The sequence below is a fragment of the Pseudomonas sp. GCEP-101 genome, from assembly GCF_025133575.1.
In the GTDB taxonomy this organism is placed as follows: Bacteria; Pseudomonadota; Gammaproteobacteria; order Pseudomonadales; family Pseudomonadaceae; genus Pseudomonas; species Pseudomonas nitroreducens_B.
The window spans coordinates 114,637-127,702 of the sequence record NZ_CP104011.1; the positions used below are offsets into that span (position 1 = coordinate 114,637).

Annotated in this window: 11 protein-coding genes; 5 read left to right on the forward strand and 6 right to left on the reverse strand. The window is 64.5% G+C overall.

The genetic code is table 11. The features are described 5' to 3' along the window. The first annotated feature begins 4 nt into the window (after positions 1-4). Complete coding sequence (locus N0B71_RS00525; protein WP_017518005.1) at positions 5-220, forward strand: DUF3820 family protein; 216 nt, start codon at positions 5-7, stop codon at positions 218-220. 40 nt (positions 221-260) lie between these two features. Here N0B71_RS00525 and N0B71_RS00530 read toward each other — a convergent pair whose 3' ends face one another. Continuing rightward, positions 261-2,666, reverse strand: a complete 2,406-nt coding sequence (locus tag N0B71_RS00530) for a xylulose 5-phosphate 3-epimerase (protein WP_259756543.1) — start codon at positions 2,664-2,666, stop codon at positions 261-263. A 124-nt stretch (positions 2,667-2,790) separates the two neighbouring features. On the opposite strand from N0B71_RS00530, the gene N0B71_RS00535 reads away from it, so the two are divergent. Then, positions 2,791-4,212, forward strand: coding sequence for an MBL fold metallo-hydrolase RNA specificity domain-containing protein (locus tag N0B71_RS00535; RefSeq protein ID WP_259756545.1), 1,422 nt, complete (start codon positions 2,791-2,793; stop codon positions 4,210-4,212). 168 nt (positions 4,213-4,380) lie between these two features. Then, complete coding sequence (locus N0B71_RS00540) at positions 4,381-5,454, forward strand: TIGR00730 family Rossman fold protein (RefSeq protein WP_259756547.1); 1,074 nt, start codon at positions 4,381-4,383, stop codon at positions 5,452-5,454. Between the two features lie 49 nt (positions 5,455-5,503). Here N0B71_RS00540 and recX read toward each other — a convergent pair whose 3' ends face one another. The 3 genes from recX to N0B71_RS00555 all read right to left on the reverse strand — a co-directional run bounded on the left by recX (position 5,504) and on the right by N0B71_RS00555 (position 7,627). After that, on the reverse strand, positions 5,504-5,968 hold the full coding sequence (gene recX, locus N0B71_RS00545) for a recombination regulator RecX (RefSeq protein ID WP_017518009.1): 465 nt from the start codon (positions 5,966-5,968) through the stop codon (positions 5,504-5,506). 5 nt (positions 5,969-5,973) lie between these two features. Continuing rightward, positions 5,974-7,029, reverse strand: coding sequence for a recombinase RecA (recA, locus tag N0B71_RS00550; protein ID WP_017518010.1), 1,056 nt, complete (start codon positions 7,027-7,029; stop codon positions 5,974-5,976). 85 nt (positions 7,030-7,114) lie between these two features. Then, complete coding sequence (locus tag N0B71_RS00555) at positions 7,115-7,627, reverse strand: CinA family protein (protein ID WP_259756548.1); 513 nt, start codon at positions 7,625-7,627, stop codon at positions 7,115-7,117. A gap of 82 nt (positions 7,628-7,709) precedes the next feature. Here N0B71_RS00555 and mutS point away from each other — a divergent pair, with 82 nt between their 5' ends. Next, positions 7,710-10,283 (forward strand): DNA mismatch repair protein MutS, encoded by a 2,574-nt coding sequence (gene mutS / locus N0B71_RS00560; RefSeq protein WP_259756549.1) that lies wholly within the window; start codon positions 7,710-7,712, stop codon positions 10,281-10,283. Between the two features lie 65 nt (positions 10,284-10,348). Then, on the forward strand, positions 10,349-10,672 hold the full coding sequence (gene fdxA, locus N0B71_RS00565) for a ferredoxin FdxA (RefSeq protein ID WP_259756550.1): 324 nt from the start codon (positions 10,349-10,351) through the stop codon (positions 10,670-10,672). A 435-nt stretch (positions 10,673-11,107) separates the two neighbouring features. Here fdxA and rpoS read toward each other — a convergent pair whose 3' ends face one another. Both rpoS and N0B71_RS00575 read right to left on the reverse strand, forming a co-directional pair. Next, entirely contained in the window at positions 11,108-12,112 is a 1,005-nt protein-coding gene (rpoS, locus tag N0B71_RS00570; protein WP_054908164.1) for an RNA polymerase sigma factor RpoS, read from the reverse strand. 95 nt (positions 12,113-12,207) lie between these two features. Then, the gene (locus tag N0B71_RS00575; RefSeq protein ID WP_442964641.1) at positions 12,208-13,056 is read right to left on the reverse strand and encodes a peptidoglycan DD-metalloendopeptidase family protein; all 849 of its coding nucleotides are present in this window, start codon (positions 13,054-13,056) and stop codon (positions 12,208-12,210) included. Positions 13,057-13,066: the final 10 nt, after the last annotated feature.

Sequence of the window (13,066 nt, forward strand, 5' to 3'; positions counted from 1 at the left end):
CGCGATGCTCGACAAGGAACAGTTGCTGAAGATCGCGCGCACGCCGATGCCCTTCGGCAAGTACCAGGGCCGCATGCTGGTGGACCTGCCGGACGAGTATCTGCTGTGGTTCTACAAGAAGGGGCAGTTCCCGCCCGGTGAACTGGGCCGGCTGATGCAACTGACCCTGGAACTGAAGATCGACGGCCTCGACGGCCTGATCAAACCGCTCAAGCGCTGACGCCGGCGCCAGCACCTTGCGGTGATGGCGCCAGGGCCGGTCAACGCAGCACGGCCGGGCTGTCCTTGCCGGCCACCGCGGCCGCCTCGTCCGGCGCGAGCAGGGCACTGCGCGGCACGTCCAGCAAGCGTGCGCACGCCGCCAGCACATGCCCCCAGCTGCAACGGTTGGCGAACAGCATGCCCGCCTCGTCCAGCGTGCCACCCTGGTTGCGATACCCCAGCACCGCCGTCTTCAGCGCATCCGGCAGGATCGGCCAGAGGTGCCCGCGGGCGACTTCCGGGCGCATGTGGGTGAGCAGCACGCGGCGCTGGTAATGGTCGGGGAACAGGCGCATGGCCACGGACTCGTCGGCCAGCGACTGCAGTTCCCAGCTGTCGCGCGGGGCACGGAAGCGCCCCGGCTCCTGCAGATACACCAGCCGGTAGGGATAGCCGGCCTCTTCCAGCCGCAGGGCGGCGCGGCGCATCTCCGCCAGCTGGTAACTGCCATTGGCGATCAGCAGCAGCGGCTCGGCGCCCGGGTGCTCGTCCATCAGGATCGCGCCGTCGCGCGCCAGTTGCTCGGCCTGGGCCTGGGTGAACACCGATGGCCGCTCGCGCTTGGGCGCCACGATGCACGCCAGTTGCCCGCGGCTGCGGTAGATGTCCGGCAGCAGCGCCAGCAGGCTGTTGTGGTCGGCCGGGAAGACCACCCGCACCATGTCGCTCATCTCGCCCAGCAGCGCTTCGCAGAAGGTCGTGTCCTGGTGGGATTGCTGGTTCTTGCCGTTCTCCCAGGTGTGCGAGGTCGCCACCAGCGACCAGCCGAGCCAGCCCGCCGGTCGCCCGGCCTCCTTCTGCTGGCGGGCGAAGATCAGCGTCTGGCGTACCGCGCCGAGCATCTTCACGCAGAAGGCTTCATAGCTGGCCACCAGGTTCAGCCCGCCCTGGTTGGCCAGGCAGGCGGAAACCACGGCCTCTTCGTTGAGCGCCGTAATGATCCGGCCGTCCACCGCCTCCAACTCGCTTTCCGGTTCGCTCACCCGGTGCCGCAGCGCCTTGAGTACGCCACCCAGGCGGTTGCTGGCCAACTCGTCCGGGTTGCCCACGCGGGCGCGCAGGTCAGGGTTGGCAGCGCACAGGTCGACGAAGAAGCGGTCCAGCGCCGCCATGGGCGAGCACTGATCGTTGCGGTACTGCAGCGGCGGGATTGACGGCTCGATGGGCCGGCGCACCGCCAGCGGGTTGTCACGCTCCAGCACCCGCCCGCCGTGGGAGTCGCTGAACAGCCGGCAGGCCGCGGCCAACTCGTCGGGTTCGACCCAGAGGGGCGCCGCGTGCTGGTTGAACAGCTCCCGCGCCGCGGCGTCCTCGCTGGGGTTGCCGGGCAGCGGCAGGTTGTGCGCGGCGTTGCTGCCGGCGCCATAGAAGCCATAGCCCTTGGTCGTTTCGGCAATGCCATAGGGAATCGGCAGCGGATAGCGCAGGATGCCGCGTTCCTTCTCATCGACGCGGTGTTGCAGGCGTTGCTCCATTTCCCACAGGGCGCAGACGAAGGCCGCCGGGTCGCGGCCGTCGAAGCTGATCGGGTCGAAGCCGCAGCGCCGCAGGTGCAGCTTGAAGCCTTCCAGCCCTTCGTGTGTGCCCAGGTCGGTACGCTGCTCGATGCGCCGGCCATTGGCGATCATCACCGGCAGGGCCGTGCCGCAGTCCTCGGCGCGCCACCAGCGGGGAATCCAGTCGCTGCCGCGCTGCTCCTCGGCGGCGCCGTCGGAAAGAAACGCCACCAGGGTCTCGCCCGGCAGCGGCATGTGCGCGTACATCAGCTCGGCGAACCCGAGGTAGCCGCCCTCGGCGATCCCACCGGCGGTGTGCGGGTTGACGTGGCTGCCCAGCGGCGCGGCGACCTTGCCCTCCGGTGTCTGCGCGTAGCTGTAGAAGTCCTGCACCAGCCGGTCCAGCCCGGCCGCGCCGTCGCCGTAGGCGGCTGCCTGCTCCGGGTGCAGGTTGCCGGTCAGCACGTTGAGCGCATCGATGGCCGCCACGCAGTGTCCCTGCCCCATCAGCCAACCGCGGGTCTTGCCACTCAACGCATTGAGGGCAAGGTAGCCGGCGTAGGCCGGCACCATGTTCAACGCGCCGCCGGTATGGCCCTCGGGCTGAGCCTTGAAGTCCTCGGCCTGCAAGGGTGCGCCATCCAGGCGTACACGCTTGGCATAGGTCATGTGCGCCACCAGCCAGAGGCCGGCGCAGGTCAGGCGATCCAGCGCGCCGAACAGCCTGTAGACGGCAGCCAGGTCAGGTTGCAGACCCGACTGGACCAATTGATGAGCGACACGAAAGACCGCCGCCTGGGTCTGCACGCTATGCTGAAGCGGACCACGGCCTTGCAGCCAGCGGGCATATTCCGGCTCGGCTGCCGCATGGGCGGCAAGCTCCTCGGGGCTTGGCAGGATCTGTGACATGACGGCTCTCCCTTGGCTATGCAGGAAGTCTAGGTCGCTACAGATCGGACTGGCGCTGACATGTATCAACGACCATCCCGACCATTCGGGCAAGGCTGAACGAGAATTCCCACAAGGAGACGACATGGCGCTTCTCACCTTTATCGGCGCGATCCAGGAAGTCACCGGTTCCTGCTACCTTCTGGAGACCCGCGACGGCGTCCGCGTGTTGCTCGAATGCGGGATGCGCCAGGGGCGCAGCCATCACCTGGGCACCCTGGAGAACGAGGCGAGCAATCGCACCCCCTTCCCCTTCGACCCGAAGGAACTCGACGCCGTCGTCCTGTCCCACGCCCACCTGGACCACAGCGGCCTGCTGCCGCGCCTGGCGAAGGAAGGTTACAAGGGCCCGATCTACGCCACCGAATCCTGCTGCGATCTGCTGGAGCTGATGCTGATGGACTCGGCGCACATCCAGGAGAAGGACGCCGAGTGGGAGAACAAGTGGCGCACGCGCCTGAACAAGCCGCCGGTCAAACCGCTGTACACCGTGGAAGACGCCTCCCGCGCCCTGAACCAGCGCCGTCGTGTCAGCTACGGCAGCACCGTGGACGTGGCGCGCGGCATCCGCGTGACCTTCCACAACGCCGGGCATATTCTCGGCTCGGCCATCGTCGAGCTGGAAATCCATGAATTCGGTTCGACCCGGCGCCTGGTGTTCTCCGGCGACCTGGGCAGCACCTGCTCGCCGCTGATGCGCACGCCAACGCCACTGACCCGCGCCGACGTGGTGCTGCTCGAATCCACCTACGGTGACCGCGACCACCGAGACGCCAACGACACCCTGCTGGAACTGGCCGGCATCCTCCAGCGCGCCCAGAACGAAGGCGGCAACGTGCTGATCCCTTCCTTCGCCGTGGGCCGCACGCAGGACCTGATCTACTACCTCGGGCGCTTCTACCAGGAAGGTCGCCTGCCGCAACAGGTGGTCTACCTCGACAGCCCCATGGCCGCCCAGGCCAACAACATCTACCTGCAACACATCGGCGAGATCGCCGACGTCGACCGCGAATACATGCGCGGCACCGGCACCGCCAAGGTCGGCGAATGGCTGCCGGTCCTGCGCACCACCCAGAGCGCCGAGGAATCCATGGCGCTGAACCGCATCAAGAGCGGCGCCATCATCATCGCCGGCAGCGGCATGTGCACCGGCGGGCGCATCGTGCACCATCTCAAGCACAACCTCTGGCGCGAGGAATGCCACATCGTCTTCCCCGGCTTCCAGGCCCAGGGCACGCTCGGCCGCGCCATCGTCGACGGCGCCGAGACGGTGCGCATCCTGCGTCAGCGCATCAGCGTCAAGGCGCAGATCCACACCCTCGGCGGATTCTCCGCGCACGCGGGACAATCACAATTAATTCAGTGGGTTGAGCACTTCGAGAACAAACCCGAGCTATACCTGATACATGGCGAGCGGGAAAAGATGGATGTACTCAAGGGTGCACTCCAGGATCGCCTGAACTGGACGGCCAACATTCCGGAGCCCGGAGACCGGATCGCCATCTGAATATCGAGGCCGCACCGACTGTCACACCCCGCGTGCCAGACTGCGCAGGCCTCCTGCTGAACCCTGTGCGTGCGGCGAAGCGCCACTGCATCCCCGCCAGAGCCACCCTGCGTGGCCGGCGCCGCCCATGGACAGGCGATCAGGGGTTGATGAACAAGGAGTATCAACATGCCCTATGAGCCCGACGACTACCTCTCCAGACACTTCCAGACCAGCGGCACCGACCTGGCGCAGAAGATCGAGGAACTGGCCGAACTGGCCGCGCCTGGCAACAGCCAGAACCTGCCGCTGTACCGCGAAATGCTCACCACCGTGGCGCGCATGGCCCAGGCAGACCGCAACCGCTGGGACGCCAAGATCATGCTGCAGACCCTGCGCGAGATGGAGCACGCCTTCAGCACCCTGGAGCAGTTCAAACGTCGCCGCAAAGTCACCGTATTCGGTTCGGCCCGCACGCCGGCCGACCACCCTGTGTATGCCCTGGCCCGGGAACTGGGCGAAACCCTGGCCCGTTACGACCTGATGGTCATCACCGGCGCCGGCGGCGGCATCATGGCCGCTGCCCATGAAGGCGCCGGGCTGGAAAACAGCCTCGGCTTCAACATCACCCTGCCCTTCGAGCAACACGCCAACCGCACCGTGGACGGCACCAGCAACCTGCTGTCGTTCCACTTCTTCTTCCTGCGCAAGCTGTTCTTCGTCAAGGAAGCCGACGCTCTGGTGCTGTGCCCTGGCGGCTTCGGCACGCTGGACGAGGCGCTGGAAGTGCTCACCCTGATCCAGACCGGCAAGAGCCCGCTGGTACCCGTGGTACTGCTCGACCAGCCGGGCGGGCACTACTGGGACCACGCCCTGGAATTCATCAAGGAGCAGTTGCAGGACAACGGCTACATCCTGCCCAGCGACATGAACCTGATGAAACTGGTGCACACCGCCGATGAAGCTGCAGAGGAAATTGCCCAGTTCTACAGCAACTTCCACTCCAGCCGCTGGCTCAAGGATCGCTTCGTGATCCGCCTCAACCACCCCCTGAGCGTGCGGGCGCTGCAATTGCTGGAGCAGGAATTCGGCAGCCTGTGCGTGAGCGATGGCTTCCACCAGCAGCCCTATAGCGAATCGGAGCTGGATGAGCCGGAGTTCTCCCATCTCACCCGCCTGGCCTTCGCCTTCAACGGCCGCGACCAGGGGCGTTTGCGTGAGCTGTTGAACTTCATCAACCAGCCGGAGAACTGGGAACGCTGATAGCCCCTGTCCCGAAAACAAAAAGGCACCCAAAGGGTGCCTTCTTCATTCAATCATCCGATCGTCGGCCACTCAGCAACCGGCTGATCGCCTCCATCGAGTAACCCCGATAGCTCAGGAACCGGCCCTGCTGGGCTCGTTCGCGAGCGTCCTGCGGCAGCCGGGCAAACTTGCGGCGCCAGACTTCACGCAGGTTTTCATTCCAGTCGACGTCCGACTCGCTCAGTGCTCCGTCGATCTCGCCACGGGGCAAACCACGCTGCGACAGCTCCTCGCGAATCCGCACCGGACCGTAACCGGCTCGTGCGCGACTGGCGATATAGCTTTCCAGGTAACGGCTTTCATTGAGCAACCCCTCCTCGGCCAGGCGGTCGAGGGCGGGGTCGATCAGATCCTGCGTCGCACCGCGTTGCCGCAGCTTGCGCGAGAGCTCCGCCCGGCCATGCTCGCGTCGTGCCAGCAGGTCCATGGCGACCCGTCGCACCGCGACGGGGTTATCGAGCTCGACGGCCATCGCGATCAGTAATCGGCTTCAGCTTCCGCTTCGGCTTCCGCCGCAGCGAGTTCGGCCTTGGTCGGCGCCGGCTGGTTGGTCAGCAGTTGCTCGCGGATGGCCTTGTCGAGGGTGTTGCAGATCTCGGTGTTGTCTTCCAGGAACTTGGCGGCGTTGGCCTTGCCCTGGCCGATCTTGCTGCCCTGATAGCTGTACCAGGCGCCGGACTTCTCGATCAGGCCCAGTTGTACGCCCAGGTCGATGATCTCGCCGGTGCGGTAGATGCCGCGACCGTACATGATCTGGAACTCGGCCTGACGGAACGGCGGCGCGACCTTGTTCTTCACGACCTTGACGCGGGTTTCGCTGCCGACCACTTCGTCGCCTTCCTTCACCGCGCCGGTGCGGCGGATGTCGAGACGGACGGAGGAGTAGAACTTCAGCGCGTTACCGCCGGTGGTGGTTTCCGGGTTGCCGAACATCACGCCGATCTTCATGCGGATCTGGTTGATGAAGATGACCAGGCAGTTGGCGTTCTTGATGTTGCCGGTGATCTTGCGCAGCGCCTGGGACATCAGACGGGCCTGCAGGCCAACGTGCTGATCGCCCATCTCGCCTTCGATTTCGGCTTTCGGTACCAGGGCGGCCACGGAGTCGACGATGATCACGTCAACGGCGTTGGAGCGCACCAGCATGTCGGTGATTTCCAGGGCCTGTTCGCCGGTGTCCGGCTGGGAAACCAGCAGGTCATCGACGTTGACGCCCAGCTTGCCGGCGTAGTCCGGGTCCAGGGCGTGTTCGGCGTCGACGAAGGCGCAGGTGGCGCCGGCCTTCTGGGCCTGGGCGATGACCGACAGGGTCAGGGTGGTCTTACCCGAGGATTCCGGACCGTAGATCTCGACGATACGGCCCTTCGGCAGACCGCCGATGCCCAGCGCGATGTCCAGGCCCAGCGAGCCGGTGGAGATGGCGGGAATCGCCTGGCGCTCATGGTCGCCCATGCGCATGACCGCGCCTTTGCCGAATTGGCGTTCGATCTGTCCCAGGGCCGCGGCCAGGGCGCGCTTCTTGTTGTCGTCCATTGAAGTCCTCGCGAAGTCAGGCGGCCGGGCGGCCACGAACAACTGTATAAGTAGCCAGTATTATTCCACAGGGCAAGCCGCTCGCCTACCCCTGAATCGGATTTTCCCCGTCCGCCAGTCGCAACAGCCCTTCCAGAGCAGTCGCCACGGTTTGCCGGCGCACCGCTTCCCGATCACCGGCATACAGGCGCCGTTCGCTGAACACCTGTTCGCCTTTCCTCCAGGCCAGCCAGACCGTGCCCACCGGCTTCTCGGCAGAACCGCCGTCCGGCCCGGCAATTCCGCTCACCGCCACGGCGATGTCCGCCCCACTGCGCGGCAGGGCACCGGCGACCATCGCCTCGACCACTTCCCGGCTCACCGCACCGACCTGGGCGAACAGCGCGGCCGGCACGTCCAGCTGACGGGTCTTCTGACCATTGGAATAGGTCACGTAGCCCGCCTCGAACCAGGCGGAGCTGCCGGCGATGCGCGTGATCGCCTCGGCGATTCCGCCGCCGGTGCAGGATTCGGCGGTGGTGACGCGCAAATGGTTGGCAGCGAGCCGGGCGCCCAATCGGGCAGCGAGATCGGTAATGACGGAATCGGTGACAGGCACAGTGCGCTCCGGGGTTAAAGAAGGCCAGGCGGATACCGTACACTAGGCGCTTTTGCATGTTGAAGCCGGACAGCCAGAAGCCATGAGTCAAAGCGACCTCTCCGCCCACACACCGATGATGCAGCAGTACTGGAAGCTGAAGAACCAGCACCCGGATCAACTGATGTTCTACCGCATGGGCGACTTCTACGAGCTGTTCTACGAGGACGCCAAGAAGGCCGCCAAGCTGCTGGACATCACCTTGACCGCCCGCGGCCAGTCTGCCGGCACGTCCATTCCCATGGCCGGCATCCCGTTCCACTCCGCCGAAGGCTACCTGGCCAAGCTGGTGAAGCTCGGCGAATCGGTGGTGATCTGCGAGCAGATTGGCGACCCGGCCACCAGCAAGGGCCCGGTGGAGCGCCAGGTCGTGCGCATTCTCACCCCCGGCACTGTCAGCGACGAAGCGCTGCTCGACGAGCGCCGCGACAACCTGATCGCCGCCGTGCTGGGCGACGAGCGCCTGTTCGGCCTGGCCGTGCTGGACATCACCAGCGGCCGCTTCAACGTCCAGGAAATAAAAGGCTGGGAAACCCTCCTGGCCGAACTGGAGCGCATGAACCCTGCCGAATTGCTGATCCCCGATGACTGGCCCCAGGGCCTGCCGGCCGAGAAGCGCCGCGGCGCGCACCGCCGCGCGCCGTGGGACTTCGATCGCGACTCGGCGAAGAAGAGCCTGTGCCAGCAGTTCGGCGTCCAGGACCTCAAGGGCTTCGGCTGCCAGGACCTGACCCTGGCCATCGGTGCCGCCGGCTGCCTGCTGGCCTACGCCAAGGAAACCCAGCGCACCGCCCTGCCGCACCTGCGCAGCCTGCGCCACGAGCGCATCGACGATACCGTGATCCTCGATGGCGCCAGCCGTCGCAATCTGGAATTGGATACCAACCTCGCCGGCGGACGCGACAACACCCTGCAATCGGTGGTCGACCGCTGCCAGACCGCCATGGGCAGCCGCCTGCTGACCCGCTGGCTGAACCGCCCGTTGCGCGACCGCGCCGTGCTGGAAGCCCGCCAGGAATCCATCGCCTGCCTGCTGGAGCGCTATCGCTTCGAAATCCTCCAGCCGCAGCTGAAGGAAATCGGTGACGTCGAGCGCATCCTCGCCCGGATCGGCCTGCGCAACGCCCGCCCGCGCGACCTCGCCCGCCTGCGCGATGCCCTCGCCGCGCTACCGGAGCTGCAGAGCGGCATGACCGAGCTGGAAGCCCCGCACCTGGGTGAGCTGGCCAATAGCATCCGCACCTATCCGGAACTGGCTGACCTGCTGGTTCGCGCCGTGATCGAGAACCCGCCGGCAGTGATCCGCGACGGCGGCGTCATCGCACGCGGCTACGACGCCGAGCTGGACGAGCTGCAAATGCTCAGCGAAAACGCCGGCCAGTACCTGATGGACCTGGAGATTCGGGAAAAGGCCCGCACCGGCCTGCCGAACCTGAAGGTCGGCTACAACCGCATCCACGGTTACTACATCGAACTGCCCCGCGTGCAGGCCGAACAGGCCCCGGCCGACTACATTCGCCGCCAGACCCTCAAAGGCGCCGAACGCTTCATTACTCCGGAACTGAAAGCCTTCGAAGACAAGGCTCTGTCAGCCCAGAGTCGCGCGCTGGCCCGCGAGAAGCAGCTCTACGAAGAGCTGCTGGAATTGTTGATCGCGCAGTTGGCGCCGCTGCAGGACACCGCCGCCGCCCTGGCGGAGCTGGACGTCCTGGCCAACCTGGCCGAACGCGCACTGAACCTCGACCTGAACCGTCCGCGCTTCGTCGAAGAGTCTGGCATTCTCATCGAGCAAGGCCGCCATCCGGTCGTCGAGCAGGTATTGGATACGCCGTTCGTCGCCAACGACCTCAACCTCGACGAAGACACCCGCATGCTGGTGATTACCGGCCCGAACATGGGCGGTAAATCGACCTATATGCGGCAAACGGCGCTGATCGTGCTGCTGGCGCACATCGGCAGCTTCGTCCCGGCGGCGCGCTGCGAGCTGTCCCTGGTGGACCGCATCTTCACCCGCATCGGGTCGTCGGACGACCTTGCCGGCGGCCGCTCCACCTTCATGGTGGAAATGAGCGAAACCGCGAATATCCTGCACAACGCCACCGACCGCAGCCTGGTGCTGATGGACGAAGTGGGCCGCGGCACCAGTACCTTCGATGGCCTGTCGCTCGCGTGGTCCGCCGCCGAGCATCTGGCCCGACTGCGCGCCTTCACCCTGTTCGCGACGCACTATTTCGAGCTGACCGTACTGCCGGAAAGCGAGCCGGCGGTGGCCAACGTGCACCTGAACGCCACTGAACACAACGAGCGCATCGTTTTCCTGCACCACGTGCTGCCCGGCCCGGCCAGCCAGAGCTATGGCCTGGCGGTCGCGCAATTGGCCGGCGTGCCGGGTGCGGTCATTCAGCGCGCCCGCGAGCACCTGGCACGTCTGGAAACCACCAGCCTGCCCCACGAGGCGCCGCGCTCCAATGACCCGAAAAGCCCGGCGCCACTGCAGAGCGACCTGTTCGCCAGCCTGCCGCACCCCATCATCGAAGAGCTGACGCGTGTCAGCCCTGATGACCTGACGCCGCGCCAAGCTCTCGAATTGTTATATGCATGGAAGACGCGAGTCTGACGGATCGCGGGACAAGCTGCTAGAATCGCGCGCGCTTAGCCGCCCGCCTGAGGAGAAAATTAGAAATGACCTTCGTCGTCACCGACAACTGCATCAAGTGCAAATACACCGACTGCGTGGAAGTATGCCCGGTGGACTGCTTCTACGAAGGCCCGAACTTCCTGGTCATCCACCCGGATGAATGCATCGACTGCGCCCTGTGCGAACCGGAGTGCCCGGCACAGGCGATCTTCTCCGAGGACGAAGTCCCGGATGGCATGCAGGAGTTCATCGAGCTGAACAAGGATTTGGCCGATGTATGGCCGAACATCACCGAGAAGAAGGATTCCCTGCCGGACGCCGAAGAGTGGGACGGCAAGCCGAACAAGCTGCAGTTCCTGGAGCGCTGATCTGCGCTGCTCTGCAGAAACGCGAAAGGCCCGCCAAGTGCGGGCCTTTCTCTTTTTCGGGGCGTCACTTTTCTGCGGGCAAAAAAAAGGGGCGGGATAACCCGCCCACTCTTTATTCCCTATTCATCATCCTGATGAACCGCATCCTGCGGGGGTCCTGACCGACATCCTTACCGGCCTGCGTCTTTCCGTGTACGCGGGAGTGATATTACCCGCCTGCCGGATCGCGGCAACTGGGGCACTTTCGCACACCCGGCTCTTTTCGCTTCGGGCGATAAAAATAAAATCCTTAAAAAACAATTAGATAGAAATAATCGACGTCGAAGCTGGCGGGGATTCAAGCTGAACGCTCACACGTCATGTAAGCGAATGCTTACAGCATGGCGCATAAAAAAGCCCGGGATCATCCGGGCTTCTTCGTTGTCGACCTGGACGCTACTGGAACAGTGCGTCGCTCGACAGGCCGTTCTTCTCGAGGATCTCCCGCAGACGCTTGAGGGCCTCGACCTGGATCTGCCGAACCCGCTCGCGGGTCAGGCCGATTTCCTGGCCGACTTCCTCCAGGGTGCTGCTTTCATGGCCGCGCAGGCCGAAGCGGCGAATCACCACCTCGCGCTGCTTGTCGGTCAGTTCCGACAGCCAAAGATCGATGCTCTCGCTGAGGTCATCGTCCTGCAGCAGTTCGCAGGGGTCGGTGGGACGGTCATCGGTCAGGGTATCGAGCAGGGTCTTATCCGAATCCGGGCCCAGGGAAACATCCACTGAGGTGACCCGCTCGTTCAGACCGAGCATCCGCTTGACCTCGTCCACCGGCTTTTCAAGCAGGTTGGCGATTTCCTCGGGTGACGGCTCGTGGTCCAGCTTGTGGGTCAGCTCGCGCGCGGCCCGCAGGTAGACGTTGAGCTCCTTCACCACGTGGATCGGCAACCGGATGGTGCGGGTCTGGTTCATGATGGCCCGTTCGATGGTCTGACGAATCCACCAGGTTGCATAGGTGGAGAAGCGGAAGCCGCGCTCGGGGTCGAATTTCTCCACCGCGCGGATCAGCCCGAGGTTGCCCTCTTCGATCAGGTCGAGCAGGGAAAGGCCGCGATTGACGTAACGTCGCGCGATCTTCACTACCAGACGCAGGTTGCTTTCGATCATTCGCCGCCGACCGGCCGGGTCGCCCTTCTGCGCGAGGCGCGCAAAGTGGACTTCCTCCTCCGGAGTGAGCAGTGGCGAGAAACCGATTTCATTCAGATACAGCTGGGTCGCGTCGAGTGCGCGGCTGTAGTCGATGTGTTTGTGTTGCTTGAGAGACGAGAGAGAGGTGGCTTTAGGAGTGACTCGAAGCGATACCTGCTCTTCGGCAAATGACTCTTCGAGGATGATGCCAGGCTCCAGCAGGAGCACTTCATCATCGACGTCAAACTCCGGCCCTTCTTTTTTAAGTGCCATGTCGTTATCCCTTGCTGAGTTCGACAACAAGCCCAGGTGCTTCCTTATCCTTAGGACACCTAGGCCCGCTCACCCACGCAGGGGAACAGCTACCGTCAACGACTTGGCAAGTATTGCAGCGGATCTACAGGCTTACCCTGGCGGCGAATCTCGAAGTGCAGCTTCACCCGGTCAGTCCCTGTGGAGCCCATCTCGGCAATGTTCTGCCCGACTTTGACCTGTTGCCCTTCCCGCACCAGCAACCTGCGGTTGTGACCGTAGGCGCTTACGTAGGTATCGCTGTGCTTGATGATCACGAGTTCGCCGTAGCCCCGCAAACCACTACCGGCATACACAACCGTGCCATTAGACGCAGCTAGGACAGGCTGGCCCAATTGCCCCGCTATATCAATCCCTTTATTCAAACTGCCGTTTGATGCAAAACGGCCAATAAGAGTGCCATTGGTTGGCCATATCCACCCCCCGGGAGCGCCCCCTGCCACGGCCGGAGTTGCGCTGCTGGCGGGCGGCTGCGTCGGCGTGGTGGCGGCGGGACTGGTCGGTTTACTGGCAGTGGCAGGCTGGGTAGCCGGTTTGTTGACAACTACCGGAGCGACAGGCGTATTGTTTTTCGCGACAGACGGCGCTTTCGACGCACCGCCATCGAAGCGGATGGCCTGGCCGGGGCGGATGGTATAGGGCGCCGAAATATTGTTGCGCGCCGCCAGGGCCTTCCAGTCCCAGCCGTAGCGGAAGGCGATGGAGTACAGCGTGTCACCGGGGCGCACGACGTATTGGCCGCTGGTGACAGTCGGCTTCTGTTGGGCGTTGCGGTCTACGACGGTCGTCGTGCTGCGTGAAGTTGAAGAACAGGCCGCCAGCAGAGAGCAAACGGCAATGGCCACCACGACGTGGCCCAGGCCCTTGATCCAGTTCCGTTGACGCAGGGTCGCTGTCAAGCTCACCCATCCCCCT

Excerpts from the sequence above, each read along its gene's own strand:
- N0B71_RS00525 (WP_017518005.1), top strand. The coding sequence starts at position 5 with ATGCTCGACAAGGAACAGTTGCTGAAGATCGCGCGCACGCCGATGCCC.
- N0B71_RS00530 (WP_259756543.1), bottom strand. The coding sequence starts at position 2,666 with ATGTCACAGATCCTGCCAAGCCCCGAGGAGCTTGCCGCCCATGCGGCA.
- N0B71_RS00535 (WP_259756545.1), top strand. The coding sequence starts at position 2,791 with ATGGCGCTTCTCACCTTTATCGGCGCGATCCAGGAAGTCACCGGTTCC.
- N0B71_RS00540 (WP_259756547.1), top strand. The coding sequence starts at position 4,381 with ATGCCCTATGAGCCCGACGACTACCTCTCCAGACACTTCCAGACCAGC.
- recX (WP_017518009.1), bottom strand. The coding sequence starts at position 5,968 with ATGGCCGTCGAGCTCGATAACCCCGTCGCGGTGCGACGGGTCGCCATG.
- recA (WP_017518010.1), bottom strand. The coding sequence starts at position 7,029 with ATGGACGACAACAAGAAGCGCGCCCTGGCCGCGGCCCTGGGACAGATC.
- mutS (WP_259756549.1), top strand. The coding sequence starts at position 7,710 with ATGAGTCAAAGCGACCTCTCCGCCCACACACCGATGATGCAGCAGTAC.
- fdxA (WP_259756550.1), top strand. The coding sequence starts at position 10,349 with ATGACCTTCGTCGTCACCGACAACTGCATCAAGTGCAAATACACCGAC.
- rpoS (WP_054908164.1), bottom strand. The coding sequence starts at position 12,112 with ATGGCACTTAAAAAAGAAGGGCCGGAGTTTGACGTCGATGATGAAGTG.